Below are 25266 nucleotides of genomic sequence, written 5' to 3'. Positions count from 1 at the left end.
GTCAGTTTCCTTGTGTCAGTAAGAAATAGTCGCGGCCTTCGACTTGCCCACGGCGCAGTGGGTTCCGGGTGCAGTGCGCGGCGAAGTCGGCGTCGACGAAACGGTAGGGCAGATGTTCGTCGCGCCCTTGGGGAATGCCCAGGCGTGTGGTCTGAATAATGTGTTTCACGGTTATGCCGCAGTCTTCGACGAACAGCCGCTCGGGGTCGAAACGCTGGGCGTCCCAGTGCGGGACTTTCAGCCCCAGGGCCTTGCACAGCAGGGTCTGGCCGGCACACAGGCGCTGATCGGCGCGCGGCTGGCCGCTGGCGTCGGGGTTGTTCAGCTGCATCTGCGCCAGGCTGTTGTGGTCGCTGACGGCATCCACCCAGGGGTAGGCCGACTTGATCAGCACCGCGTTGCCGGGGCCGTGGGCGCTGAAGTTGAGCGAATCGCCGCCACGGGCGTAGTACATGTAGATGTGGCCGCCATCGAGGAACAGGGCCTTGCGTTTTTCGGTGTAGCCCAGCGAGGCGTGGCTGCCCTTGTCGGTGACGTAATAGGCTTCGGTCTCGATGATGCGCGCCGACAGCCACAGCTCGCCCTGACGATGGCGGATTACCTTGCCGAGCAGGGCCTTGGCCAGGGTCTGGGCGTCGCGGTCGAAGAAGCTGTCGGGGAGGGCCCGGGGCGGGCAGGGGGCGAATTCGGTCATGGGCGCGATAATAGCAATTTATGGTCCGGGTCGGCGGCGGGGCTTTGCTGGAGCCGGCCTTGCCGGCGAAGGGACGCGCTACGGTACATCTTCATACACTGTTTTCGACCATCCGCCTGACACCGCTGGGCGTATACCTGCATGACAGTTATAATCAGCCGATTTTCCCCTCCGCCAAGACACTGAGCCCATGACTGAGTCCGTTCTTGACTACATGACCCGCCTGGGTCGCGCCGCCCGTGAGGCCGCGCGCGTGATTGCCCGCGCCAGCACCGCGCAGAAGAACCGCGCCCTGCACGCTGCCGCCAATGCCCTGGACGCCGCCCGCGCCGAGCTGGGTGCCGCCAACGAACTGGACCTGGCTGCCGGTCGCGCCAATGGTCTGGAGCCGGCCATGCTCGAGCGCCTGGCGCTGACCCCGGCCCGCATCGACGGCATGATCGTCGGCCTGCGCCAGGTGGCCAGCCTGCCGGACCCGGTCGGTGCCATCCGCGACATGAGCTATCGCCCCTCCGGCATCCAGGTCGGCAAGATGCGCGTACCGCTGGGCGTCATCGGCATCATCTACGAGTCGCGCCCCAACGTGACCATCGACGCTGCCAGCCTGTGCCTGAAGTCGGGCAACGCCACCATCCTGCGTGGCGGCTCCGAAGCCATTCATTCCAACCGTGCCATTGCCGCCTGCATCCAGCGCGGCCTGGCCGAGGCCGACCTGCCCGCGGCGGTGGTGCAGGTGGTCGAGGTCACCGACCGCGAGGCGGTGGGCGCGCTGATCAGCATGCCCGAGTACGTCGACGTGATCGTGCCCCGTGGCGGCAAGGGCCTGATCGAACGGGTCAGCCGCGACGCACGGGTGCCGGTGATCAAGCACCTGGACGGCATCTGCCACGTGTACGTGGCCGAGCACGCCGAGCTGGACAAGGCCCAACGCATCGCCTTCAACGCCAAGACCTATCGCTACGGCATCTGCGGCGCCATGGAAACCCTGCTGGTCGACCAGTCGGTCGCCGCGGCGTTCCTGCCGGCGATGGCCAGCCAGTTTCGCGACAAGGGCGTGGAGCTGCGGGGCTGCGAGCCCACCCGGCAGATCATCGAGGCGCTGCCGGCCAGCGAAGACGACTGGAGCACCGAGTACCTGGCGGCGATTCTGTCGATTCGCGTGGTCGATGGCCTGGATGCGGCCATCGAGCACATCAACCACTATGGTTCGCACCATACCGATTCGATCGTCACCGAACACCAGGGTCAGGCCCGGCGCTTTACCGCCGAGGTCGACTCCTCGTCGGTGATGATCAACACCCCGACCTGCTTTGCCGACGGCTTCGAGTACGGCCTGGGGGCCGAGATCGGCATCTCCACCGACAAGCTGCATGCACGCGGCCCGGTCGGCCTGGAAGGGCTGACCTGCGAGAAGTACGTGGTGATCGGTGACGGCCAGCTGCGCGGTCAGGAGTCGTTCTGACCTTGGCCGAGCACAGCCCGCTCGCCGTTGCTGCCACGCCGTCGCCCGCCCGGCGCATCGGCGTGCTCGGCGGCACGTTCGATCCGGTGCACATCGGTCACCTGCGCAGTGCGCTGGAGGTGGCCGAAGTGCTGACGCTGGACGAACTGCGCCTGATGCCCAATGCGCGCCCGCCGCACCGCGACATGCCGCAGGTGTCGGCGCAGGATCGCCTGGCCATGGTCGAACGCGCGGTCGAGGGCGTGCCCCTGCTGAGCGTCGATGCGCGTGAGCTGGCCCGGGACAAGCCGTCCTACACCATCGATACGCTGGAGCTGATGCGCGCCGAAATGGCCGCTGACGACCAGTTGTTCCTGCTGCTGGGCTGGGACGCATTCTGCGGCCTGCCGAGCTGGCATCGCTGGGAAGAGTTGTTGCAACACTGTCATATCCTGGTGCTTCAGCGCCCGGATGCCGACGTCGAGTCGCCGGATGCCCTGCGCAACCTGCTGGCCGCACGTTCGGTGAGTGACCCGCAAGCCCTGCAGGGGCCGGCCGGGCACATAGCATTCGTCTGGCAGACACCCTTGTCGGTGTCGGCCACGCAGATCCGACAGCTGCTGGCCAGCGGCAAGTCGGTGCGGTTTCTGGTGCCGGACGCAGTACTGGCCTATATCGATGCGCACGGCCTGTACCGTGTGCCGAACTGAGTGCGCCAACGGCGCCTCATACCTACGAGTTGAATGAGTTTTATATGAGCAAGCAAGAAATGGTTAAAGGCGAAGAGCTGGTCAAGGTCGCGGTAGCTGCCCTTGAAGACGTCAAGGCCCAGGACGTCCTGGTCATCGACGTTCGCGACAAGCAGAGCATCACCGACTACATGATCATCGCCACCGGTACCTCCAACCGCCAGATCAGCGCGATGCTGGACAAGGTCCGCCAGATGGTCAAGGAGAAGGGCGTTCGTCCGCTGGGCGAAGAAGGCAAGGGCGACAGCGACTGGGTGCTGCTGGACCTGGACGACGTCATCGTGCACATGATGACCGCCTCGGCCCGTCAGTTCTACGACCTGGAGCGCCTGTGGAAAGGTGCCGAGCAGAGCCGTGCCGCCGATGGCAAGCACCACAGCCCGGAGCACACCCACGAGCACTTCGCCAAGCTCAACAAAGACCAGGAATAAGGTAGCCCCGTGCGTCTGCGTCTGATCGCGGTCGGCTCGCGCATGCCCAAATGGGTCGAGGACGGCTGGCATGAATATGCCAAGCGCCTGCCGTCGGAGCTGTCCCTGGAGCTGGTGGAGATACCGCTCAACACGCGCGGCAAGAATGCCGACGTTGCCCGCCTGATCCGTCAGGAGGGCGAGGCCATGCTGGCCAAGGTCCAGCCGGGCGAGCGTATCGTCACCCTCGAGGTGCACGGCAAGCCGTGGAGCACCGAACAGCTGGCGGTCGAACTGGACCGCTGGCGCCTCGACTCGCGTACCGTCAACTTCATGGTCGGCGGCCCCGAAGGGCTGGCGCCGGAAGTCTGTGCGCGGGCCGAGCAGCGCTGGTCGCTGTCGCCGCTGACCTTGCCGCACCCGTTGGTAAGGATACTGATCGGCGAGCAGCTGTACCGCGCCTGGACCGTGTTGTCCGGGCACCCTTACCACAAATAGTCGTAAGCCTTTTCAATGTCGCAGCCGATTCGCCTCAAGGACCACGAGAAAGACGCCCGCCTGGTGCGTAGCCGCGTCGTGGTCGGCGCAGTCGCGATCGTGCTGCTGATTTGCGTGTTGATCGCCCGGCTGTACTACCTGCAGGTCATTCAGTACGACTACCACTCCACGCTGTCGGAGAACAACCGGGTGCATGTGCAGCCGATCCCGCCGACACGCGGGCTGATCTTCGACCGCAACGGGGTGATCGTCGCCGACAACCGGCCAAGTTTCAGCCTCACCATGACCCGCGAGCGTTCCGGTGACTGGCAGCAGGTGCTCGACTCCATCGTCGAGGTGCTGGAGCTGACCGAGGACGACCGGGCACTGTTCGAAAAACGCATGCGCCAGGGGCGTCGGCCCTTCGAGCCGGTACCGATCCTGTTCGAGCTGACCGAAGAGCAGATCGCCCGGATAGCGGTGAACCAGTTCCGTCTGCCGGGTGTGGAGGTGGCGGCGCAGCTGGTACGCCATTACCCGCAGGGTGCGCACTTTGCGCATTCGGTCGGCTATGTGGGGCGCATCAACGAAAAAGAGCTCAAGTCCCTCGACCCGGTCAACTACAGTGGCACCCACCATATCGGCAAGACCGGTATCGAGCGCTTCTACGAAGCCGAGCTGCATGGCCAGGTCGGCTACGAAGAGGTCGAGACCAACGCCCGTGGCCGGGTGCTGCGGGTGCTCAAGCGTACCGATCCGATCCCCGGCAAGGACATCGTCCTGAGTCTGGACATCAAGCTGCAGGAAGCCGCCGAAGCGGCGCTGGGCGGTCGTCGTGGCGCGATCGTGGCGCTCGACCCGAACACAGGTGAAGTGCTGGCGATGGTCAGTCAGCCGAGCTTCGACCCCAACCCCTTCGTCACCGGCATCAGCTTCAAGGCCTATGCCGAGCTGCGCGACTCGATCGACCGCCCGCTGTTCAACCGCGTACTGCGCGGCCTGTATCCGCCGGGGTCGACGATCAAGCCAGCAGTGGCCATCGTCGGCCTGGACACCGGCGCGGTCACGGCCACCTCGCGAGTGTTCGACCCGGGCTACTACCAACTGCCCAACTATGACCACAAGTACCGCAACTGGAACCGCACCGGCGATGGCTGGGTCGACCTCGACACGGCGATCATGCGTTCCAACGACACCTATTTCTACGACCTGGCGCACAAGGTCGGCATCGACCGGCTTTCGGCCTACATGAACCGCTTCGGCATCGGCCAGAAGGTCGCGCTGGACATGTTCGAGGAATCCTCCGGGCTGATGCCGTCGCGTGACTGGAAGCGCGCGACCCGGCGCCAGGCCTGGTTCCCCGGCGAGACACTGATCCTCGGCATCGGCCAGGGCTACATGCAGGCCACGCCGCTGCAACTGGCCCAGGCCACCGCGCTGATCGCCAGCAAGGGCAAGTGGAACCGCCCGCACCTAGCCAAGACCGTCGAGGGCGTGCGCCCGGTGGACGAGAACCCGATGGAAGACATCGTGCTGCGTGACAAGGCCGACTGGAACAGGGTCACCCACGGCATGGAGATGGTGATGCACGGTGCCCGTGGTACCGCGCGCAAGGCCGCCATCGGCGCGCAGTACCGCATCGCCGGCAAGAGTGGTACTGCGCAGGTGGTCGCGATCAAGCAGGGCGAGAAGTATGACCGCAACAAGGTGCAGGAGCGTCACCGCGACCACGCCCTGTTCGTGTCCTTCGCCCCGGCCGAAAACCCGAAGATCGTGGTGTCGGTGATGGTCGAGAACGGCGAGTCCGGCTCCGGCGTGGCCGCCCCCGTGGTGCGCCAGGTGATGGACGCCTGGCTGCTCGACCAGAACGGTCGCCTCAAGCCTGAATACGCCAACCCCGCGGGCGCCCCGACCAATGTGTCGGTGACCACCCCGGCCGCCCCGCCAGCCAACCCTACAACCGCGCAGGAAACGGCCAGTGAAGAGTAATTTCGATCGCATGCTCTCCAGCGAGGACGTGATGCGCCGCCGCGCCAGCTTCCTGCAGCGCATCCACGTCGACGGCCCGCTGCTGGTGCTGCTGCTGACCCTGGCCGCCGGCAGCCTGTTCGTGCTGTATTCGGCCAGCGGCAAGAACTGGGACATGCTGCTCAAGCAGGCGTCCTCGTTCGGCCTGGGCCTGGTGTCGATGTTCGTCATCGCCCAGCTGGAGCCACGCTTCATGGCGCGCTGGGTGCCACTGGCGTACGTCGGCGGGGTGATCCTGCTGGTGGTGGTGGACGTGATGGGCCACAACGCCATGGGCGCCACGCGCTGGATCAACATCCCCGGGGTGATCCGCTTCCAGCCGTCGGAGTTCATGAAGATCATCATGCCGGCGACCATCGCCTGGTACCTGGCCAAGCGCACCCTGCCGCCGCACCTCAAGCACGTGATGATCAGCCTGATCCTGATCGGTGTGCCGTTCATTCTCATCGTGCGCCAGCCTGACCTGGGCACCGCGTTGCTGATCCTGGCCTCGGGCGCGTTCGTGCTGTTCATGGGCGGGCTGCGCTGGCGCTGGATCCTCAGCGTGCTGGCGGCGGCAGTGCCGGTGGCGGTGGCGATGTGGTTCTTCGTCATGCACGACTACCAGAAGCAGCGCGTGCTGACCTTCCTCGACCCGGAAAGCGACCCGTTGGGCACCGGCTGGAACATCATCCAGTCCAAGGCGGCGATCGGCTCGGGCGGGGTATTCGGCAAGGGTTGGCTGCTCGGCACCCAGTCGCACCTGGACTTTCTGCCCGAGAGCCACACCGACTTCATCATCGCCGTGCTCGGCGAGGAATTCGGCCTGGTGGGCATCTGCGCGTTGCTGCTGATCTACCTGCTGCTGATCGGTCGCGGCCTGGTGATCACGGCCCAGGCGCAGACGCTGTACGGCAAGCTGCTGGCCGGCAGCCTGACCATGACCTTCTTCGTATACGTGTTCGTCAATATCGGTATGGTGAGCGGCCTGTTGCCCGTGGTGGGCGTGCCGCTGCCCTTCATCAGCTATGGCGGAACTTCGCTCGTGACGCTGCTGTCAGCGTTTGGGGTTTTGATGTCGATTCATACGCACCGCAAATGGATCGCGCAAGTTTGAATAAGGTGAACAATTCAATGCAAGCAATGCGTGGCTGGGTGGCTCGCTGTGCCCCCTGGGTCGGGCTGTTGGGGCTGCTGGCCCCAGGTCAGCAGGCGAGTGCCGCCGATTATGACGGCTCGCCCCAGGTGGCCGAGTTCGTCGGCGAGATGACCCGCGACTACGGCTTTGCCGGCGAGCAACTGATGGCGGTGTTTCGCGAGGCGCAGCGCAAGCAGTCGATCCTGGATGCGATCTCGCGCCCGGCCGAGCGGGTCAAGCCGTGGAAGGAATACCGGCCGATGTTCATCACCGACGCGCGTATCGCCCGCGGTGTGGACTTCTGGCGCCAGCACGAGGCCACCCTGGCGCGCGCCGAAAAGGAATACGGCGTGCCTGCCCAGGTGATCGTGGCGATCATCGGCGTGGAGACCTTCTTTGGCCGCAACACCGGCAATTACCGGGTGATCGACGCGCTGTCGACCCTGGGCTTCGATTACCCGCCGCGGGCCGAGTTCTTCCGCAAGGAGCTGCGCGAGTTCCTGCTGCTGGCCCGCGAAGAGCAGGTCGACCCGCTGACCCTCAAGGGCTCGTACGCCGGCGCCATGGGCCTGCCGCAGTTCATGCCCAGCAGCTTTCGCGCCTATGCCGTGGACTTCGACGGCGACGGCCACATCAATATCTGGACCAACCCGGACGATGCCATCGGCAGCGTGGCCAGCTACTTCAAGCGCCATGGCTGGGTGGCCGGCGAGGGCGTGGTCAGCCGCGCCCAGGTGCGTGGCGAACGTGTCGACGAGGGCCTGAGCCCGGGTATCGAGGCGGTCAAGACCGTCGCGCAGTTGCGGGCACTGGGCTGGTCGAGTCATGATGCGCTGCGCGATGATCTGCCGGTCACCGCCTTCCGGCTCGAAGGCGACAACGGCCCGGAATACTGGCTGGGCCTGAAGAATTTCTACGCGATCACTCGCTACAACCGCAGCGTGATGTACGCCATGGCGGTACATCAACTCTCGGATCAGCTGGTCCAGGCAAGGGGCGCCAGGTAATGCGCGTACTGTTTACTGACACATCTCTCAAACTGATCGGTTGCGCGGCCCTGGGTCTGTTGCTGGTCAGCTGCTCCTCCAGCCGCCCGACGCCGCAAGGTGGCAGCAACGTGGTTCGCGCCAAGCCGGGCCTGGACATCAACCGGGCCCACAAGGACGGCGCGCCGTGGTGGGACGTGGATGTCTCGAAGATCCCCGACGCCACCCCAACGGTGCACACCGGCAACTACAAGGCCAACCCCTACACGGTGCTGGGCAAGACCTACTTCCCGATCCAGGACTCGCGCAACTACCGCGCCGAGGGCACGGCGTCGTGGTACGGCACCAAGTTCCATGGGCAGAACACCGCCAATGGCGAGGTGTACGACCTGTACGGCATGAGTGCGGCGCACAAGACCCTGCCACTGCCGGCCTACGTCAAGGTGACCAACCTGGACAACCAGCGCAGCGTGATCCTGCGGGTCAACGACCGTGGTCCGTTCTATTCGGACCGCATCATCGACCTGTCCTACGCCGCGGCCAAGAAGCTCGGCTACGCCGAAACCGGTACCGCCCGGGTGCGCGTCGAGGGCATCGACCCGCAGCAATGGTGGGCCCAGCGTGGTCAGCAGGCGCCGATGGTGCTCAACCAGCCCCAGGTGGCCCAGACCCAGCCGCTGCCGGCCAGTACCGGCACCGTCGAGCAATGGACCCCGCCGCCGCAGCAGCACGCGGCGGCCGTGGTGCCGGTGCAGGTTGCCAACAACGGCAGCGGGCCGGCCAGCAATGGTCTTTACTTGCAGGTCGGCGCGTTCGCCAACCCGGATGCGGCCGAACTGCTGCGCTCCAAGCTCAGCGGCATGGTCAGCGCGCCGGTGTTCATCAGTTCCATCGTGCGCAACCAGCAGACCCTGCACCGCGTGCGCCTGGGGCCGATCAACAGCCAGGGCGAGGCCCAGCAGATGCAGGACAGCGTGCGCCTGGCCAACCTGGGGCAACCCAAAGTCGTCACGGCAGACTGATCGGGGGGACTGATCGGTTTGTCATGCAGTCGGGCAGAGCAGCCATGTACAATGGCCGTTTTGCTCGCCAGGCCCAGCGCCTGGAATACGTTTTGCCCGCGAGGGCATGAGCCCAATAGCCATTTCGAGAGACGGATGAACATAACCAGCTTTGCCAAACGCCTTTGCCTGCTTGTACCGCTGATGATCGCTCCTGCCGCTTTCGCGGCAGAGCAGATGATGCCGTCGCCGCCGCAACTGGCAGCCAAGTCCTACGTGCTCATGGAAGCCTCCAGCGGCAACATCCTGGTCGAGAACAATGGCGACCAGCGCCTGCCTCCGGCGAGCCTGACCAAGCTGATGACCGCCTACATCGCCACCCTGGACATCCGTCGCGGGCAGATCGGCGAGAACGATCCGGTCACCGTCAGCGAAAACGCCTGGCGTACCGGCGGTTCGCGCATGTTCATCAAGGTCGGCACCCAGGTCAGCGTCAGCGACCTGCTGCACGGCATCATCATCCAGTCCGGCAACGACGCCAGCGTCGCCCTGGCCGAGCACATTGCCGGCAGTGAAGACGCCTTCGCCGACATGATGAACAAGACTGCCACCGACCTGGGCATGAGCAACAGCCACTTCATGAACCCCACCGGCCTGCCGAACCCCGAGCACTACTCCTCGGCGCACGACATGGCGGTGCTGGCACGGGCGATCATCCACGAGGATCCGGCGCACTACGCGATCTACTCGCAGAAGGAATTCTTCTGGAACAACATCAAGCAGCCCAACCGCAACCTGCTGCTGTGGCGCGACAAGACCGTCGATGGCCTGAAGACCGGCCACACCGACGAGGCGGGCTACTGCATGGTGTCCTCGGCAGTACGTGACGGCATGCGCCTGATCGCCGTGGTGTTCGGTACCAACAGCGAGCAATCGCGTGCTGCCGAAACCCAGAAGCTGCTGACCTACGGTTTCCGCTTCTTCGAGACCCAGACCTTCTACCAGAAGGGCACCGAACTGGCCCAGGCGCCGGTGTGGAAGGGCAAGACAGCCCAGGTCAAGGCAGGTCTTGCCGAAGACCTGAGCATGACTTTGCCTAAAGGCCAATTGAAGAAGCTGGCTGCAAGCATGACCATGAACCCGCAGCTGACCGCGCCCATCGCCAAAGGTGACGTGATCGGTAAAGTGGAAGTCAAACTGGATGACAATGTGGTACACAGCGCCGACCTGATCGCGCTGGACGACGTGGAGGAAGGTGGTTTCCTGCGTCGTGCGTGGGATAGCATTCGGCTATTCTTCTACGGGCTGTTCAACTGATATCGTGACCTGCCATGCCCCCGCACACTCACGCGGGGGCATTGTTGTTGCCACGGCTTACGAGGCCGTTACTGCCATGACCGAACCAGACGTCAAGTCGCACAAGATCGAATTCCCCTGCGCCGATTACCCGATCAAGATAATCGGCGACACCGTGGTCCATTTCAGGGACACGGTGATCGAGATTCTCAAGAAATACGCCGAGGTCGACCTCAAGACCCTGGCCGAGCGCCAGAGCAAGGAAGGCAAGTACACCACGGTGCAGCTGCACATCATTGCCACCAGTGAAGACCAGTTGCAGAACATCAACAGTGCCCTGCGCGCGACCGGAATCGTGAAAATGGTGCTCTGATGTCGGCCAGCCTCGGCTTTCGCGACCTCGGCCTGCTACCTTACACGGCCGTGCTCGAGGCCATGCGTCGGTTCACCGACCAGCGTGGCCCGGGCACGGCCGATGAAGTGTGGCTGGTTGAACACCCGCCGGTGTTCACCCAGGGCCAGGCCGGCAAGGCCGAGCACCTGCTGCTGCCGGGAGATATCCCGGTGGTGCAGACCGACCGCGGTGGCCAGGTGACCTACCATGGACCGGGTCAGCTGGTGGCCTACCTGTTGCTCGATGTACGCCGCCTGGGCTTTGGCGTGCGTGACCTGGTCAGCCGCATGGAGCGCTGCCTGATCGAGCTGCTGGGCAGTTATGGCGTCGAGGCGGCGGCCAAGCCCGACGCGCCTGGCGTCTACGTCGACGGGGCGAAGATCGCCTCCCTCGGCTTGCGCATTCGCAATGGCTGTTCTTTCCATGGCCTTGCCTTGAACGTGGACATGGACCTTGCGCCATTCCGCCGGATTAACCCCTGCGGGTATGCGGGGCTGGCCATGACCCAGCTGCGCGATCAGGCAGGCCCGATCGAACTCACCGAGGTAAGGGCAAGGCTGCGCGGGCAGCTGGTCAAGCACCTCGACTATGCTGAGCAGACGACCCTTGCGGGCGGAATCGACTGAATATGAATACTGTTGTGCAAGAACCGCAGCAAACCCTTATTCCCACTCAGGACGTCAGCGCGCGCCCGGCCCCACGGCCCAAGGTCGAAGCTGGCGTCAAGCTGCGTGGCGCCGAAAAGGTTGCACGTATCCCGGTCAAGATCATCCCGACCGAGGAACTGCCGAAAAAACCTGACTGGATCCGCGTGCGCATCCCGGTGTCGCCGGAAGTCGACCGCATCAAGCAGCTGCTGCGCAAGCACAAGCTGCACAGCGTGTGCGAAGAGGCTTCCTGCCCGAACCTGGGCGAGTGCTTCTCGGGTGGCACCGCCACCTTCATGATCATGGGTGACATCTGCACCCGTCGCTGCCCGTTCTGCGACGTCGGCCACGGCCGGCCCAAAGCGCTGGATGTCGACGAGCCGATGAACCTGGCCGTGGCCATCGCCGACCTGCGCCTGAAGTACGTGGTGATCACCTCGGTGGACCGCGACGACCTGCGTGACGGCGGTGCCCAGCACTTTGCCGACTGCCTGCGCGAGATCCGCAAGCTGTCGCCGGGCGTGCAGCTGGAAACCCTGGTGCCGGATTACCGCGGACGCATGGACGTGGCACTGGCGATCACGGCCCAAGAGCCGCCGGATGTGTTCAACCACAACCTGGAAACCGTGCCGCGCCTGTACAAGGCCGCGCGTCCAGGTTCGGACTACCAGTGGTCGCTGACCTTGCTGCAGAAGTTCAAGGAGCTGGTGCCGCACGTACCGACCAAGTCCGGCCTGATGCTGGGCCTGGGCGAGACCGACGAGGAAGTGATCGAGGTGATGCATCGCATGCGCGAGCACAACATCGACATGCTGACCCTTGGCCAGTACCTGCAGCCATCGCGCAGCCACTTGCCGGTGCAGCGCTTCGTGCACCCGGACACCTTCGCCTGGTTCGCCGAGGAAGGCTACAAGATGGGCTTCAAGAACGTCGCCTCGGGCCCGCTGGTGCGTTCGTCGTACCATGCCGACCAACAGGCGCACGAGGCCAAGATCAAGCTGTGACCGGCGTGTGACTGGCTGAAAAAAGGCCCCCGTACCAGCGATGGTACGGGGGCCTTTTTGTTGATGGCTTCACTGGCTTCTTCGCCGGCAAGGCCGGCTCCTACAGGCTGTGGGAGCCGGCCCTGCCGTCGCGCTGTCAGCGCTTGCGCAGGCTTTCCAGCAGCTTGTGCGTCGGGTAGCCATCGGCCGGCCAGCCCTGCGCCTGCTGCGCACTGCGGATGGCCTTGCGCGTGTTGGCGCCGATGATCCCGTCTGCGGTGCCCGCGTCATAATTGTTGGCGCTGAGCAGTTGCTGCAGCTCGATCCGCTCGCTGCGGCTCAGCGGCAGGTCATCCTTGGGCCACGACCCGCGAATGAAGCCCGAGTTGTCGAAGCGTTCCGCCAGCAGGCTTACGGCCAGCGCATAGGACGACGAGTTGTTGTACTTGAGGATCGCGCGGAAGTTGTCCAGCACCAGGAATGCCGGGCCACGGGCGCCCGCCGGCAGCAGCAGGGCGGCCGAGAGCTGTTCGGTACCGGCCGGGGCGCGGGCACCGGCTGGCAGGGTCACACCCAGTTGCTGCCACTCGGCCACGCTCTTGCGCAGGCTGCCATCGGCCAGCCAGTAGTCGAAGCTGCCTGGCACCTGGACTTCGAAGCCCCAGGGCTCGCCACGTTTCCAGCCGGAGCTTTGCAGGTAGTGCGCGGTGGAGGCCAGCGCATCGGCCGAGCTCTTCCAGATGTCGCGGCGACCATCGCCGTCGAAGTCCACGGCGTGGGTGTTGTAGGTGGTCGGGATGAACTGGGTCTGGCCCATTGCGCCGGCCCACGAGCCCAGCATGGCCTCGGGCTGGATATCGCCGTTCTGCAGGATCTGCAGGGCCGCGATCAGCTGCGCCTGGGCAAATGCCGGGCGGCGTCCTTCATAGGCCAGGGTGGCCAGGGAGCGGATCACCGACTTGCTGCCCTGGAACTGGCCGAAGTTGCTCTCCATGCCCCATACCGACACCAGTACGCTGCGGTCCACGCCATAGCGTTGCTCCAGCTGGCTGAGCAGAACGGCATGCTGGTCGAGCAGCTTCTTGCCGTTGCGAACGCGCAGGGGCGACAGCGCGCCCTCGAGGTATTCCCACACCGGCCGGGTGAATTCGGGTTGGCTGCGGTCGGCCTTGATCACGTCCATGTCGGGGGTGATGCCGATGAACGCGCGGTCGAAGGTGGCCGGGGTGATGCCGGCCTGCAGGGCCTGCTGACGAAAGCCGGCTTGCCATTGGGCAAAGGTCTGCAGGGGCTGGATTTCCGGGCTGGCGTCGGTGTTCGGGGTGGGCAGGGTGACCACCGGGGCAGGTTGCGCGGGAGCCAGGGGCAGGGTGTCGGCGACGGTAGGTTGCTCGGCACAGGCGACGAGCAGGATAAGGCTGGAAGCTGCGGTCAGCTGGCGAAGTTGCCGGCGACGGGAGGGGCATAAGGGCATGCATGGGTCCAGGTATTTCAGGTCAGGTGACGACCATATCATGCCTGTGGGTTTCTTGCTTTCATGCGGCCAAAAAGTGAGAAGCCTCCCAATCTCTCGATTGGAAGGCTTCGCGGCGGTAGCTGCCTTTGCCTTTGCCGGCGGGTTCCTGACGGCTGCGGAACAAGGGCTGGGCGATGATCGATTTGGCCTTGTTGGGCCGGTGCTTTGCGGGCTTTTTGCTCATGGCAGAGGTCCTGCTCAGATGGGTGTGGGCGCAATATAGGCGCTGAACCCCTCGCAGGCAAGGGCAGAGCCGGCATTGCCGGCGATGGGCTGCGCAGCGCCCCCCCAGAAGCTTCGGCGGTGCTGACCGTCAGTTGGGGGTTACTCGGCAGGCAATGCCAGCCGCTGCCCCGCCATCAACAGCGACAGCCGCGACAGGCTCACCCAGGGCGAGCCCTGGGCCTGGCCCTTTATTTGCGCATCGATGCGCTGGGCATCCTGCAGCAGCTGCGCCCAGCGTTGCGCCGAGTAACGCTGCAGGGCTTTGCTCATCAACGGCTTGCGCTTGTCCCACACTGGCGGGCGAGCCTGGCTGAACGCCTTGTCCAGCGGCACGCCCTGGGCGAACTGCTGGGCCAGGCCGGCCAGTACACGCAGCTCGCGCGCCAGTGCCCAGAGGATCACCGGTGGCTCGACCCCTTCGCCGCGCAGCCCCTCGAGCATGCGCAGTGCATGCGCGGCCTCGCCGTTGAGGATCGCATCGACCAGGCCAAACACGTCGAAACGTGCACTGTCGGCCACTGCTGCCTGCACGGTTTCCACGGTGATCGTGTTGCCGTCGGCCAGCAGCTTGAGCTTTTCGATCTCCTGCGCTGCGGCCAGCAGGTTGCCTTCGACCCGTGCGGCGATCAGCTCCACCGCATCACGCTGGGCCGAGAGCCCGGCCTGGGCCAGGCGCTGGTTGATCCATTGCGGCAGCTGTTGGGTGTCGACCGGCCAGATCTGCACGAACTGCACCTGCTGGCCTTCGATCAGGGCCTTGCCCCACTTGGTCTTCTGCGCGCTGCCATCAAGCTTGGGCAGGCTGACCAGCAGCAGGGTGTCGTCCGCCGGGCGCGCACAGTATTCGATCAGTGCCGCCGCGCCCTTGTCGCCGGGCTTGCCCGATGGCAGGCGCAGCTCCAGCACACGCTTTTGCGCGAACAGCGACAGGCTGGCACCGGCCTGCAGCAGGGTGCCCCAGTCGAAGTTGGCGTCGGCGCTGAACACCTGGCGTTCGTCGAACCCTTGCTGGCGAGCCGCCAGGCGCACCGCATCGGCGGCTTCCTGGCACAGCAACGGGTCGTCGCCACTGATCACGTAGACCGGTGCGAGGTTGCCTTGCAGGTGTTTGGGCAGTTGGGCAGGTGTGAGCTTCATAGGACAGATAGACGGGGCGCCGAAGCGCCCCGTTCAGGCTCAGTTGGCCGGCAGTTCCAGCGGCGATTGCTGGGGGGTTGCATCCTGGGCACGGCGTGCAGCTTCAAGCGCCTGGGCTTCGGCCTTGGCCCGCTCATCGGCCTGCTGTTGCATGCTATCGAGCTGCTCGGGGGTCAGTTGCTGCAGGCGCAGCACCATGCGCTGTACCAGCTCGCGACGAATCTCGTCACGGATCTGGCCCGCTTCCTGATCGGAACCGGTCAGGTTGTTGCTGTCGTGCACGTAGACCTTCTGCACTTCGATCTTGTCGTTCAGCAGGCTCAGGTTGTCCAGGCCCTTGATTTCGTAGCTAAGCTCGGTGGTCAGCTCGTACTCCACCGAACGGCCGGCGCCGGCATAGCTGGCTGCGCGCTGGTTTTCCTGTTCGTTAGTCAGGATCAGCTTGTACGGCGCACCTGTGTGCACGTTGACGCCGCTGGTTTGCAGTACCTGGCGCAGCTGGGTCACGGTTTCGCCATAGGCGTTGCGCGCGCTCAGGTCGAGTTCCTTGAGGCTCAGCTCGGTGACACCGGTGCCGCGCAGCTGGAAACCGCAGGCGCTGAGCAGGACCGCCAGGCCCATCACCAGCAGATTGCGTTTGATCATCTTGTTGCTCCCTTGAACCTTGTAGGCGGTGCGGGCGCCATCAAGGCGCCCGTTGCTCTCAGTTGGCGACGATATTGACCAGCTTGCCAGGTACCACGATGACCTTGCGGATGCTCAGGCCTTCGGTGAAACGCAGCACGTTCTCGTTGCTGCGCGCGGCGGCCTCGATTTCTTCACGGCTGGCACCGGCCGGCATTTCGATGTGCCCGCGCAGCTTGCCGTTGACCTGGATGACCAGTTCGAGGGTGTCCTGCACCAGCGCGCTTTCGTCGACCGCCGGCCAGCCGGCATCGATGATGGCCTGGGTGTGGCCCAGAAGCTGCCACAGCTCGTGGCTGATGTGCGGGGTGATCGGCGCCAGTATCAGGGCCACGGTCTCCAGGCCTTCCTGGATCAGTGCACGGTCCAGGTCGGTGGCTTGCGAGGCCTTTTCCAGCACGTTCATCAGGGTCATCACCTGGGCGATGGCGGTGTTGAACTTGTTGTGCTGGCCCACGTCGATGCTGGCCTGGCGGATCGCCGAATGGGTGGCACGGCGTACCAGCTTCTGTGCGTCGTTCAGGTTGCCCAGCTCCAGCTTGCCCGGCAGGCCCTGGCCGACGTGGGCCTGGGCCAGGCGCCAGACGCGGCGCAGGAAGCGGTTGGCACCCTCGACGCCGGAGTCGGACCATTCCAGGCTCATGTCGGGCGGCGAAGCGAACATCATGAACAGACGGCAGGTGTCGGCACCGTAGGCTTCGATCATCGATTGCGGGTCGACGCCGTTGTTCTTGGACTTGGACATCTTCTCGGTGCCGCCGATGATCACCGGCAGGCCGTCGGTCTTCAGACGTGCACTGATGGCCTTGCCCTTGGCATCCAGCTCGACTTCGACGTCGGCCGGGTTGAACCAGTCCTGGCCGCCGTTGCTGGCGACACGGTAGTAGGTATCGGCCACGACCATGCCCTGGGTCAGCAGGTTCTTGAACGGCTCGTTGGAGGTGACCAGCCCTTCGTCGCGCATCAGCTTGTGGAAGAAGCGTGCATACAGCAGGTGCAGGATCGCGTGCTCGATACCGCCGATGTATTGATCGACCGGCAGCCAGTGGTTGGCCGCTTTAGGGTCGACCAGGCCCTGGTCGTAGTTGGGCGAGGCATAACGGGCGAAGTACCAGGACGACTCGACGAAGGTGTCCATGGTGTCGGTTTCGCGCTTGGCCGGCTGGCCGCATTTCGGGCAGCTGCATTCGTAGAATTCAGGCAGGCGCGCCAGCGGCGAACCGGCGCCGTCCGGAACCACGTTCTCCGGCAGGATGACCGGCAGTTGGTCTTCCGGCACCGGTACGTCGCCACAGGCGTCGCAATGGATGATCGGGATCGGGCAGCCCCAGTAGCGCTGGCGGCTGATGCCCCAGTCGCGCAGGCGGAACTGGGTGCGCGATTGGCCCAGGCCCTTGGTGATCAGGGCGGCTTCGATGGCATCGAAGGCGCCGGGGAAGTCCAGGCCGTCGAACGCGCCGGAGTTGATCAGCTGGCCGTGCTCGTTGTAGGCGGCCTGCCATTCGCTGCCCACTTGATCGCCGGCACTGGTGCGCACCACGGTCTTGATCGGCAGCTTGTACTTGGTGGCGAACTCGAAGTCGCGTTCGTCGTGGGCCGGTACGGCCATGACTGCGCCGTCGCCGTAGTGCATCAGCACGTAGTTGGCGACCCACACCGGGAGCTTCTCGCCGGTCAGCGGGTGCTCGACCAGCAGCGAAGTGGCCAGGCCCTTCTTCTCCTGGGTGGCGACGTCGGCTTCGGCAACGCTGCCGCTCTTGCACTCGTCGATGAACGCCTGCAGTTCAGGGTTGCCCTTGGCTGCGAGGGTCGCCAGCGGGTGCTCTGCGGCCACTGCCACGTAGGTGGCGCCCATCAGGGTGTCGGGGCGGGTGGTGAAGACTTTCAGCGTGCCCGCTTCGCCGATGCTGGCCTGGTCGTAGGGGAACTGCACTTCCATGCCGCGCGACTTGCCGATCCAGTTGCGCTGCATGGTCTTGACCTGTTCAGGCCAGCCCGGCAGCTCGTCGAGGCTTTCCAGCAGCTCGTCGGCGTAGGCGGTGATCTTGAAGTAGTACATCGGGATTTCGCGCTTTTCGATCAGCGCGCCCGAACGCCAGCCACGCCCGTCGATGACCTGCTCGTTGGCCAGTACGGTCTGGTCGGCCGGGTCCCAGTTCACGGTGCCGTTCTTGCGGTAGATCACGCCCTTTTCGAACAGGCGGGTGAACAGCCACTGCTCCCAGCGGTAGTAGTCCGGCTTGCAGGTGGTGATCTCGCGGGTCCAGTCGATCGCCAGGCCCAGGCTCTTGAGCTGGGTCTTCATGTAATCGATGTTTTCGTAGGTCCACTTGGCCGGTGCCACGTTGTTCTTCATCGCGGCGTTTTCCGCCGGCATGCCGAAGGCGTCCCAGCCCATTGGCTGCAGGACGTTCTTGCCGAGCATGCGCTGGTAGCGCGCGATCACGTCGCCGATGGTGTAGTTGCGCACGTGCCCCATGTGTAGCTTGCCGCTTGGGTAAGGGAACATCGACAGGCAGTAGTAGGTGTCCTTGCCTGGCTGTTCACTGACGTCAAAAGAGTGGTGCTCGTTCCAGTAAGACTGGGCGGCGGCTTCGATTTCGCGGGGCTGATAGAGTTCGTGCATGGCTACTTTGCGCTGAGAAATGGGAGACCTTATCCAGGCTGGTTCAAAACCGTTGTGCCCGGCAATCCGGTGTCAAGAGTGAACGCCGTAGCATACATGACCCCCGTCCATCGTGGGAAACCCTGATTGCACCGGATCGGCCGGCGTTCCGTTGGTCGCGGCAACGGGCTGGTTTTGGGAGTGCCGCTAAGCTGACGTGTGGGGGGAGATGAATCTTATCTTCAATGAGGTGAACGGATGGGAGAGTCGCAGCTGGAACCACTGAAGCCGGAGATTTACGAGCGGTTGCTCGATCGCCTGGGGCTTGCCCTGGATGTCGCCCGTACGGCCGCTCGATTGCGTGATGAAATGCCTGCCGAACTGGAACTGCGTGGCCTGAGCCGCGCCGAATTCGACGTGATCAGGGCCTATCTGGCGTCGTTGCCGGAGGGTGCGCCGGGTCGTGCCGAAGCGATGCAGCAAGCGCAGCCGCCGTCCAGGGCCAAGGTCGTCTGGCTCAAGCAGGCGGCGCGTTCCACCCACACGGCAAAGCCCGGAAAGCTGCACTGCAAATAGATAGGCAGTTGCCGGGCACAATCAGGCGCAGGCGGAGTGCGCCACTGGCACCATGATTCCCATTGATCGGCGCCTGGCGGCATTGTTGCCAGGCGCCGTTTGTCTGTAGCCTTGGGCATCCATGGAGGTGCCTGATGCCATTTCGCTATTTCATCAAACAACTGATTCTGCCGCCCGGCGTGCTGCTGTTGCTGCTGCTGGCAGCGTGGTGGCTGCGCCGGTCCTGGCCGCGTACCTCGCTGTTGTGTTTCATCGCCGGCCTGGGCGGGCTGTGGCTGATGAGCCTGCCGGTGGTGGTGGAGTTCACGGCGCGCCAGCTGGAGCGTGTGCCGCCGCTTGCGCCGCAGCATTGGCAGGCGCTGGCCGGCCAGGCCGACGCGATCGTGGTGTTGGGCGCCGGGCGCGAGCGCGGTGATCCGGCCTGGGGTGGCGCCGACCAGCCCACCGGCGTGGCACTGGAGCGCATGCGCTACGCGGCGCAACTGGCCAAGGCCAGCGGCCTGCCGCTGTTGACCAGCGGTGGGCTGCACTACGGTACGCCGCCGAGCGAGGCGCGATTGATGGCCGATTCGTTGCAGCGCGATTTCGACGTGCCGGTACGCTGGCTCGAAGAGCAGAGCCGTACCACTTGGGAGAACGCCCAGATGAGCGCCGCGCTGCTGTTGCCGCAGGGCGTGAAGCGTGTGGTGGTGGTCACCCAGGCCTGGCACATGCCGCGTGCGGTGTGGAGTTTCGAACAGGCGGGGTTCGACGTGGTGGCGGCGCCGGTTGGCTATCTGGGGCATGCCTATGCACGCCCGTTCGGCGGCTGGATGCCCGAGAGCCGCGCCATGTGGCAGAGCGGCCAACTGCTCAACGAAGCAGTCGGCCTGCTGGGTTATCGCCTGTTCTACTAGACCGTCTTGGCAATGCGGCTGGCCAGCAGCGCCCAGCCGAACAGGCCCAGGCACAGGAGGGTCAGCGGCCAGGAGCGCCAGTGCAGGTAGGGCGTGAGCTTCTGCATCGGCACCACTTCACCGTAGAGGATGCCGCGTTCGAACTGCGGAATCTGCGCGGTGATCTTGCCGAACGGGTCGATCAGGCCGGTGACACCGTTGTTGGTGGCGCGGATCATCCAGCGCCCGGCTTCCAGGGCGCGCATCTGCGCCATCTGCAGGTGCTGGATGGGGCCGATCGACTTGCCGAACCAGGTGTCGTTGCTGATGGTCAGCAGGATGTCGCTCTTGGCGGCAAGGCTGGCGGCCAGTTCCGGGTAGACCACTTCGTAGCAGATCATCGGCGCCAGGTGGTAACCCTTGGCCTGCAGCATGGCCTGGTCTTCGGGGCCGCGGGCGAAGTCCGACATCGGCAGGTCGAAGAAGGCGATCAGGCCACGCAGCATGTCCTGCAGGGGCACGTACTCGCCAAAGGGCACCAGCTTCTGCTTGAGGTAGGTGCCGTCACCCTCGCCGACCACGGTGATGCCGTTGTAGTAGCGCCGCTGCTGGTGCACCACCTCACGTACCGGCACACCCGTGATCAGCGCCGAATGCCGGTCAGTGGCGAAGCTGCCCATCATGTCCAGGTAGCCCTGGGCCTGCTCCTTGAGCACCGGCACTGCGGTTTCGGGCCACACGATCAGGTCCACGGGCCGGGAACTGAAGCTCATGTCGCGGTACAGCGCCAGTTGCCGGTTGAGCTGCTCGGGGTCCCACTTCAGTTCCTGCTCGATGTTGCCCTGGATTGCCGCGACCTTCAGCGGCTCGCCCGAAGGCACGGTCCAGGCATGGCCCTTGAGTGCCAGGCCGATGATCCACGGGGCGAACAGCAGTAGCGCGCCGATGGCCATGAAGCCCTTGCGCTCGCGCAGGCGGTGCAGGTTGCACAGCAGGGCGGCGGTCAGGGCCAGGGTGAAGGACACCAGCCACATGCCGCCCAGCGGGGCCAGGCCCGCCAGCGGACCGTCCAGCTGACTGTAGCCGGCATAGAGCCACGGGAAACCGGTGAGAAACCAGCCGCGGAACGCCTCCTGGCCCACCCACAGGGCGGCAAAGCACAGCGCGTCGGCCAGCGGTGCTTCAGGGCGGCGCAGCCAGCGCGCCCACAGCCAGGCCGGCAGGGCGAAAAACCACGCGATGGCGGCGAAGAACAGCAGCATCAGGCCGCCGGCCAGCAGCGCCGAGGCGCCGCCGTAGTCGTGGATGCTGACGTAGATCCACCAGGTGCCAGCACCGAACAGGCCGAAGCCGTAGCACCAGCCGCGCCACAGCGCCTGGCGCGGGCTCAGCTCGCGCAGGCCCAGGTAGAACAGCGCCAGCGACAGCAGCGATAGCGACCAGATGTCGAATGGGGCCAGGCTCAGCGGGGTGAGGGCGCCGGCCGCCACGGCCAGCAGGTTACCGGGCCAGCCGGGGCGGGTGATCCAGCGCATGGTTGTCCTTAACGGGTGATGGGGGTCAGGCGCAGCAGGTGAATCCGGCGGCTGTCGGCATTGAGGATGCGAAAGCGGTACGGGCCGATCTCGGTGGTTTCGTTGCGCTTGGGCAGGTGGCCGAAGGCGCTCATGACCAGGCCGCCGACGGTGTCGAACTCGTCGTCGGAGAACTCGCTGTCGAAGAATGCATTGAAGTTCTCGATCGGCGTCAGGGCCTTGATCAGGAAGTCGCCGCTGGGCAGCGGCTTGATGTAACTGTCTTCCTCGACGTCATGCTCGTCCTCGATGTCGCCGACGATCTGCTCCAGCACGTCCTCGATGGTCACCAGGCCCGCCACGCCGCCGTATTCGTCGATGACGATGGCCATGTGGTTGTGGTTGGCGCGAAACTCGCGCAGCAGCACGTTCAGGCGCTTGGACTCGGGCACGAAGGTGGCCGGGCGCAGCAGGTCCTTGATGTTGAAGCTGTCGCCGTTCTCCTTGAGGATCAATGGCAACAGGTCCTTGGCCAGCAATACGCCAAGCACGTCGTCGTGGCTCTCGCCGACCACCGGGTAGCGCGAATGCGCGGCGTCGATCACTGCCGGCAGGAACTCGCGCGGGGTCTGCGACGCCTTGATGCTGATCATCTGCGAGCGCGGCACCATGATGTCGCGCACCTGCAGGTCGGCGACCTGGATCGCACCTTCGACGATGGTCAGGGCCTCGCTGTCGAGCAGCTTGTTCTGGTGCGCTTCGCGCAGCAGCTCGAGGAGCTCCTGGCGGTTTTTCGGCTCATGGGCAAAAGCCTGGGTCAGTTTGCCCAGCCAGGACTTTTGCCCGTTGCTCGATCGATCTTCGCTCATGGCGGTTACTCGTGATCCTTGCAGATATCAGTGTGGGGTGCGTCGTGTTCGTCGTCGGCGTACGGGTCGGGGTGACCCAGTTCGGCAAGCAACGTTCGTTCCAGTGCTTCCATTTCCTCGGCCTCATCGTCGTCGATGTGGTCGTAGCCCAGCAGGTGCAGGCAACCGTGGATGACCAGGTGGGCCCAGTGGGCTTCGAGGGCCTTGCCCTGCTCGGCGGCCTCGCGCTCCACCACCGCCACGCAGATCACCAGGTCGCCCAGCAGCGGGATGTCGAGCAGGTCGTCGGGCACATCGGCCGGGAAGGACAGCACGTTGGTGGCGTAGTCCTTGTGCCGCCAGGTGTGGTTCAGCTCGCGACCTTCGGCTTCGTCGACCAGGCGGATGGTCAGTTCAGAATCGGCACTGCGCTGGCGCAGGGCCAGGGCGCACCATTGGCGGAACTGTTCTTCACTCGGGGCGCTTGCCTGGGTGGCCAGTTGCAGATCGAGCTCAAGCATCGTGCGGTTTGCCTTCGGTCGGGCCCGCCTGTGCATTCTCGAAGCGCTCGTAGGCTTCGACGATGCGCTGGACCAACGGGTGGCGCACGACGTCCTTGGGCTGGAAATGGGTGAAGCTGATGCCCGGCACGTCCTTGAGCACGCTGATGACGTGGGCCAGGCCCGACTTGGTGCCGCGCGGCAGGTCGACCTGGGTGATGTCACCGGTGATCACGGCAGTGGAACCGAAGCCGATACGGGTGAGGAACATCTTCATCTGCTCGACGGTGGTGTTCTGGCTCTCGTCGAGGATGATGAAGCTGTTGTTCAGGGTGCGGCCGCGCATGTAGGCCAGCGGGGCGATCTCGATCACCTGGCGTTCGATCAGCTTGGCCACGTGTTCGAAGCCGAGCATCTCGTACAGGGCGTCGTACAGCGGGCGCAGGTACGGGTCGATCTTCTGGGCCAGGTCGCCGGGCAGGAAGCCGAGCTTCTCGCCGGCCTCGACTGCCGGGCGTACCAGCAGGATGCGACGCACCTGTTCACGCTCCAGCGCGTCGACCGCGCAGGCCACGGCCAGGTAGGTCTTGCCGGTACCGGCAGGGCCGATACCGAAGTTGATGTCGTTGCCGAGGATTTCCTTCACGTAGCGCTGCTGGTTGAGCCCGCGTGGGCGAATCATGCCCTTGCGCGTGCGCAGCGAAACGCTGACTTCGTTGACTGCCGGGTTCTCCAGCGCTTCAACGGCCGATTCCTGCAGGAACAGGTGGACCATTTCCGGGGACAGCTCGGTGGCCTTGGTCTCGCGGTAGAGACGGCGCAGCAGCTGCTCGGCAGAGGAGGTCAGTTTGGGTTCGCCGATCAGTTCGAACTGATTGCCGCGGTTGCGGATCTCGATGGCCAGGCGCTGTTCGATCAGGCGCAGGTGCTCGTCGAACTGCCCGCACAGGTTGGCGAAGCGATGAGCCTCGAAGGGCTCGAGGATGAAGCGATGAGGTTCTATGGGTGCGTTCAAGGTCGTTTTTAGCCGCCCTACGGCAATTTGGATGAATTCAAGGATAACCCCACCCGCGCTACGGTGAAAGCGCTGAAACGATCAAGGGTCGCCGGGCCGCTCGTCGGGCCCGGCGCATGCCCTTATTGCACCAGCGAACCGAACAGCGAATGTGGTCGTGCATCGTCGATAAGGATGTCGACGAACTGGCCGATCAGCGTGGGGTTGTCGCAGCGGAAGTTGACGATACGGTTATTCTCCGTGCGCCCCTGCAACTGCCCCGGATCGCGTCGCGAATAGTCGGTTACCAGGATGCGCTGCAGGGTGCCGACCATCTGTCGGCTGATCTCGAAGCCCTGGTGGTCCAGGCGGTGCTGCAGTGCAGCCAGGCGTTCCTTCTTCAGCGCCTCGGGGGTGTCGTCCGGCAGGTCGGAGGCCGGGGTGCCCGGACGCGGGCTGTAGATGAACGAGTAGGAGAAGTCGAAGCCGACCTCGGCCACCAGCTTCATGGTGTTCTCGAAGTCTTTCTCGGTTTCGCCGGGGAAGCCGATGATGAAGTCGGAACTGATGCAGATGCCCGGTACCGCCGCCTTGAGCTTGCGCAGCTTGGACTTGTACTCCAGCACCGTGTGCCCGCGCTTCATCGCCGCCAGCACGCGGTCCGAGCCCGACTGCACCGGCAGGTGCAGGTGCTTGACCAGCTCCGGCACCTCGGCGTGTGCCTGGATCAGGCTGTCGGAGAACTCCAGCGGGTGCGAGGTGGTGTAGCGGATGCGGTCGATGCCGTCGACGGCTGCCACCACCCGGATCAGCTCGGCGAGATCGGCCAAGCGACCGTCGTGGGTCTGGCCCCGGTAGCCGTTGACGTTCTGGCCCAGCAGGGTGACTTCACGCACGCCGTTCTCGGCCAGGTGGATGATCTCGGCCAGTACGTCGTCGAACGGGCGGCTGACCTCTTCGCCGCGGGTATAGGGCACCACGCAGAAGGTGCAGTACTTGCTGCAGCCTTCCATCACCGACACGTAGGCGGTGGGGCCGTCGATACGCGGTTCGGGCAGGTGGTCGAACTTCTCGATCTCGGGGAACGACACGTCGACTTGCGGCAGGCGCGTGGTGCGCGCCGCGTCGATCATCTCGGGCAGGCGGTGCAGGGTCTGCGGGCCGAACACCACGTCGACATAGGGCGCGCGCTTGCGGATCGAATCACCTTCCTGGCTGGCCACGCAACCGCCCACGGCGATCACCATGTCGGGCTTGGCGTCCTTGAGCTCGCGCCAGCGGCCGAGCTGGGAGTAGACGCGGTCCTGGGCCCGTTCGCGGATCGAGCAGGTGTTGAGCAGGATGACGTCGGCGTCTTCGGCCCGCTCGGTCACCTCCAGCGCTTGATGTTCACCCAGCAGGTCGACCATGCGCGAGCTGTCATACTCGTTCATCTGGCAGCCATGGGTTTCGATATAGAGCTTCTTGGCCATGCGTGATCATCAGGTGATTCAAAGAACCGCGCATTATAGGGCGCGTGGTCGAGGGTTCCTAGCGCTGTCGTTCGGGCGGCTATGTTATAGTTTGCGG

The 25266-nt window shown here is 64.8% G+C and carries 25 protein-coding genes; 14 read left to right on the top strand and 11 right to left on the bottom strand.

Going from position 1 to position 25266, the window contains the following annotated elements; genetic code table 11:
• Position 1: 1 nt before the first annotated feature.
• Positions 2–694 (bottom strand): DNA-3-methyladenine glycosylase, encoded by a 693-nt coding sequence (locus tag LOY33_RS22615; protein WP_043863908.1) that lies wholly within the window; start codon positions 692–694, stop codon positions 2–4.
• Positions 695–884: 190 nt separating this feature from the next.
• Between LOY33_RS22615 and LOY33_RS22610 the strand changes: the two genes are divergently transcribed.
• The 12 genes from LOY33_RS22610 (at position 885) to lipA (ending at position 12244) form a co-directional block, all read left to right on the top strand.
• The gene (locus tag LOY33_RS22610; protein ID WP_258660170.1) at positions 885–2156 is read left to right on the top strand and encodes a glutamate-5-semialdehyde dehydrogenase; all 1272 of its coding nucleotides are present in this window, start codon (positions 885–887) and stop codon (positions 2154–2156) included.
• 2 nt (positions 2157–2158) lie between these two features.
• On the top strand, positions 2159–2845 hold the full coding sequence (gene nadD / locus LOY33_RS22605) for a nicotinate-nucleotide adenylyltransferase (protein WP_043863906.1): 687 nt from the start codon (positions 2159–2161) through the stop codon (positions 2843–2845).
• A gap of 44 nt (positions 2846–2889) precedes the next feature.
• Positions 2890–3315 carry a ribosome silencing factor gene (gene rsfS, locus LOY33_RS22600; protein ID WP_258660167.1) on the top strand — a complete coding sequence of 142 codons (426 nt, stop codon included), beginning with the start codon at positions 2890–2892 and terminating at the stop codon, positions 3313–3315.
• A gap of 9 nt (positions 3316–3324) precedes the next feature.
• Positions 3325–3792 carry a 23S rRNA (pseudouridine(1915)-N(3))-methyltransferase RlmH gene (gene rlmH, locus LOY33_RS22595; RefSeq protein WP_010222895.1) on the top strand — a complete coding sequence of 156 codons (468 nt, stop codon included), beginning with the start codon at positions 3325–3327 and terminating at the stop codon, positions 3790–3792.
• 15 nt (positions 3793–3807) lie between these two features.
• The gene (gene mrdA / locus LOY33_RS22590; RefSeq protein WP_258660164.1) at positions 3808–5760 is read left to right on the top strand and encodes a penicillin-binding protein 2; all 1953 of its coding nucleotides are present in this window, start codon (positions 3808–3810) and stop codon (positions 5758–5760) included.
• A 31-nt stretch (positions 5761–5791) separates the two neighbouring features.
• Positions 5792–6895 (top strand): rod shape-determining protein RodA, encoded by a 1104-nt coding sequence (rodA, locus tag LOY33_RS22585; protein WP_043863944.1) that lies wholly within the window; start codon positions 5792–5794, stop codon positions 6893–6895.
• Positions 6896–6912: 17 nt separating this feature from the next.
• A complete protein-coding gene (mltB, locus tag LOY33_RS22580) occupies positions 6913–7923 on the top strand; it encodes a lytic murein transglycosylase B (protein WP_043863903.1) in 1011 nt (336 codons plus the stop codon).
• Positions 7923–8924, top strand: coding sequence for a septal ring lytic transglycosylase RlpA family protein (locus LOY33_RS22575; RefSeq protein WP_043863902.1), 1002 nt, complete (start codon positions 7923–7925; stop codon positions 8922–8924). The genes mltB and LOY33_RS22575 overlap by 1 nt, the downstream gene beginning before the upstream one ends.
• A gap of 135 nt (positions 8925–9059) precedes the next feature.
• Entirely contained in the window at positions 9060–10220 is a 1161-nt protein-coding gene (locus LOY33_RS22570) for a D-alanyl-D-alanine carboxypeptidase family protein (protein WP_043863901.1), read from the top strand.
• 76 nt (positions 10221–10296) lie between these two features.
• Complete coding sequence (locus LOY33_RS22565; protein ID WP_043863900.1) at positions 10297–10572, top strand: DUF493 domain-containing protein; 276 nt, start codon at positions 10297–10299, stop codon at positions 10570–10572.
• Positions 10572–11219: a lipoyl(octanoyl) transferase LipB gene (gene lipB / locus LOY33_RS22560; protein WP_043863899.1), complete on the top strand. Its 648-nt coding sequence runs from the start codon at positions 10572–10574 to the stop codon at positions 11217–11219. The genes LOY33_RS22565 and lipB overlap by 1 nt, the downstream gene beginning before the upstream one ends.
• A gap of 2 nt (positions 11220–11221) precedes the next feature.
• Positions 11222–12244 (top strand): lipoyl synthase, encoded by a 1023-nt coding sequence (gene lipA / locus LOY33_RS22555; RefSeq protein WP_043863898.1) that lies wholly within the window; start codon positions 11222–11224, stop codon positions 12242–12244.
• A 136-nt stretch (positions 12245–12380) separates the two neighbouring features.
• Here lipA and LOY33_RS22550 read toward each other — a convergent pair whose 3' ends face one another.
• From LOY33_RS22550 to leuS, 5 genes are all read right to left on the bottom strand, one after another.
• Positions 12381–13697, bottom strand: coding sequence for a lytic murein transglycosylase (locus tag LOY33_RS22550; protein ID WP_043863897.1), 1317 nt, complete (start codon positions 13695–13697; stop codon positions 12381–12383).
• A gap of 61 nt (positions 13698–13758) precedes the next feature.
• Complete coding sequence (gene arfA, locus LOY33_RS22545; protein ID WP_054916343.1) at positions 13759–13923, bottom strand: alternative ribosome rescue factor ArfA; 165 nt, start codon at positions 13921–13923, stop codon at positions 13759–13761.
• A gap of 140 nt (positions 13924–14063) precedes the next feature.
• Positions 14064–15101 (bottom strand): DNA polymerase III subunit delta, encoded by a 1038-nt coding sequence (gene holA / locus LOY33_RS22540; RefSeq protein ID WP_058540594.1) that lies wholly within the window; start codon positions 15099–15101, stop codon positions 14064–14066.
• Between the two features lie 39 nt (positions 15102–15140).
• Entirely contained in the window at positions 15141–15746 is a 606-nt protein-coding gene (gene lptE / locus LOY33_RS22535) for an LPS assembly lipoprotein LptE (protein ID WP_258660154.1), read from the bottom strand.
• 58 nt (positions 15747–15804) lie between these two features.
• The gene (leuS, locus tag LOY33_RS22530) at positions 15805–18411 is read right to left on the bottom strand and encodes a leucine--tRNA ligase (protein ID WP_258660153.1); all 2607 of its coding nucleotides are present in this window, start codon (positions 18409–18411) and stop codon (positions 15805–15807) included.
• Between the two features lie 237 nt (positions 18412–18648).
• Between leuS and LOY33_RS22525 the strand changes: the two genes are divergently transcribed.
• Together LOY33_RS22525 and LOY33_RS22520 are read left to right on the top strand one after the other, a co-directional pair.
• Positions 18649–18966, top strand: a complete 318-nt coding sequence (locus LOY33_RS22525; RefSeq protein WP_043863893.1) for a hypothetical protein — start codon at positions 18649–18651, stop codon at positions 18964–18966.
• 134 nt (positions 18967–19100) lie between these two features.
• The gene (locus LOY33_RS22520; RefSeq protein ID WP_116052302.1) at positions 19101–19862 is read left to right on the top strand and encodes a YdcF family protein; all 762 of its coding nucleotides are present in this window, start codon (positions 19101–19103) and stop codon (positions 19860–19862) included.
• On the opposite strand, the gene lnt is transcribed toward LOY33_RS22520, so the two are convergent.
• From lnt to miaB, 5 genes are all read right to left on the bottom strand, one after another.
• On the bottom strand, positions 19859–21376 hold the full coding sequence (gene lnt, locus LOY33_RS22515; RefSeq protein ID WP_043863891.1) for an apolipoprotein N-acyltransferase: 1518 nt from the start codon (positions 21374–21376) through the stop codon (positions 19859–19861). The genes LOY33_RS22520 and lnt overlap by 4 nt on opposite strands.
• Positions 21377–21384: 8 nt before the next feature.
• Positions 21385–22224: an HlyC/CorC family transporter gene (locus LOY33_RS22510; RefSeq protein WP_043863890.1), complete on the bottom strand. Its 840-nt coding sequence runs from the start codon at positions 22222–22224 to the stop codon at positions 21385–21387.
• 5 nt (positions 22225–22229) lie between these two features.
• Entirely contained in the window at positions 22230–22724 is a 495-nt protein-coding gene (ybeY, locus tag LOY33_RS22505) for an rRNA maturation RNase YbeY (protein ID WP_043863889.1), read from the bottom strand.
• Positions 22717–23718: a PhoH family protein gene (locus LOY33_RS22500; protein WP_043863888.1), complete on the bottom strand. Its 1002-nt coding sequence runs from the start codon at positions 23716–23718 to the stop codon at positions 22717–22719. Before LOY33_RS22500 ends, ybeY begins: the two co-directional genes overlap by 8 nt.
• Before the next feature lie 122 nt (positions 23719–23840).
• Positions 23841–25169 carry a tRNA (N6-isopentenyl adenosine(37)-C2)-methylthiotransferase MiaB gene (miaB, locus tag LOY33_RS22495; protein ID WP_258660150.1) on the bottom strand — a complete coding sequence of 443 codons (1329 nt, stop codon included), beginning with the start codon at positions 25167–25169 and terminating at the stop codon, positions 23841–23843.
• Positions 25170–25266 lie beyond the last annotated feature (97 nt).

It is taken from the genome of Pseudomonas sp. B21-036 (genome assembly GCF_024748925.1).
GTDB classification, from domain to species: Bacteria; Pseudomonadota; Gammaproteobacteria; order Pseudomonadales; family Pseudomonadaceae; genus Aquipseudomonas; species Aquipseudomonas palmensis.
The sequence above is the reverse complement of the archived record's forward strand: the minus strand, read 5'-3'. Positions and strand labels throughout refer to the sequence as shown.

Excerpts from the sequence above, each read along its gene's own strand:
- LOY33_RS22615 (WP_043863908.1), bottom strand. The coding sequence starts at position 694 with ATGACCGAATTCGCCCCCTGCCCGCCCCGGGCCCTCCCCGACAGCTTC.
- lptE (WP_258660154.1), bottom strand. The coding sequence starts at position 15,746 with ATGATCAAACGCAATCTGCTGGTGATGGGCCTGGCGGTCCTGCTCAGC.
- LOY33_RS22520 (WP_116052302.1), top strand. The coding sequence starts at position 19,101 with ATGCCATTTCGCTATTTCATCAAACAACTGATTCTGCCGCCCGGCGTG.
- lnt (WP_043863891.1), bottom strand. The coding sequence starts at position 21,376 with ATGCGCTGGATCACCCGCCCCGGCTGGCCCGGTAACCTGCTGGCCGTG.
- ybeY (WP_043863889.1), bottom strand. The coding sequence starts at position 22,724 with ATGCTTGAGCTCGATCTGCAACTGGCCACCCAGGCAAGCGCCCCGAGT.
- LOY33_RS22550 (WP_043863897.1), bottom strand. The coding sequence starts at position 13,697 with ATGCCCTTATGCCCCTCCCGTCGCCGGCAACTTCGCCAGCTGACCGCA.
- rsfS (WP_258660167.1), top strand. The coding sequence starts at position 2,890 with ATGAGCAAGCAAGAAATGGTTAAAGGCGAAGAGCTGGTCAAGGTCGCG.
- lipA (WP_043863898.1), top strand. The coding sequence starts at position 11,222 with ATGAATACTGTTGTGCAAGAACCGCAGCAAACCCTTATTCCCACTCAG.
- LOY33_RS22525 (WP_043863893.1), top strand. The coding sequence starts at position 18,649 with ATGGGAGAGTCGCAGCTGGAACCACTGAAGCCGGAGATTTACGAGCGG.
- holA (WP_058540594.1), bottom strand. The coding sequence starts at position 15,101 with ATGAAGCTCACACCTGCCCAACTGCCCAAACACCTGCAAGGCAACCTC.
- LOY33_RS22510 (WP_043863890.1), bottom strand. The coding sequence starts at position 22,224 with ATGAGCGAAGATCGATCGAGCAACGGGCAAAAGTCCTGGCTGGGCAAA.
- leuS (WP_258660153.1), bottom strand. The coding sequence starts at position 18,411 with ATGCACGAACTCTATCAGCCCCGCGAAATCGAAGCCGCCGCCCAGTCT.
- mltB (WP_043863903.1), top strand. The coding sequence starts at position 6,913 with ATGCAAGCAATGCGTGGCTGGGTGGCTCGCTGTGCCCCCTGGGTCGGG.
- LOY33_RS22575 (WP_043863902.1), top strand. The coding sequence starts at position 7,923 with ATGCGCGTACTGTTTACTGACACATCTCTCAAACTGATCGGTTGCGCG.
- rodA (WP_043863944.1), top strand. The coding sequence starts at position 5,792 with ATGCGCCGCCGCGCCAGCTTCCTGCAGCGCATCCACGTCGACGGCCCG.
- LOY33_RS22565 (WP_043863900.1), top strand. The coding sequence starts at position 10,297 with ATGACCGAACCAGACGTCAAGTCGCACAAGATCGAATTCCCCTGCGCC.
- LOY33_RS22610 (WP_258660170.1), top strand. The coding sequence starts at position 885 with ATGACTGAGTCCGTTCTTGACTACATGACCCGCCTGGGTCGCGCCGCC.
- mrdA (WP_258660164.1), top strand. The coding sequence starts at position 3,808 with ATGTCGCAGCCGATTCGCCTCAAGGACCACGAGAAAGACGCCCGCCTG.
- lipB (WP_043863899.1), top strand. The coding sequence starts at position 10,572 with ATGTCGGCCAGCCTCGGCTTTCGCGACCTCGGCCTGCTACCTTACACG.
- arfA (WP_054916343.1), bottom strand. The coding sequence starts at position 13,923 with ATGAGCAAAAAGCCCGCAAAGCACCGGCCCAACAAGGCCAAATCGATC.
- LOY33_RS22570 (WP_043863901.1), top strand. The coding sequence starts at position 9,060 with ATGAACATAACCAGCTTTGCCAAACGCCTTTGCCTGCTTGTACCGCTG.
- miaB (WP_258660150.1), bottom strand. The coding sequence starts at position 25,169 with ATGGCCAAGAAGCTCTATATCGAAACCCATGGCTGCCAGATGAACGAG.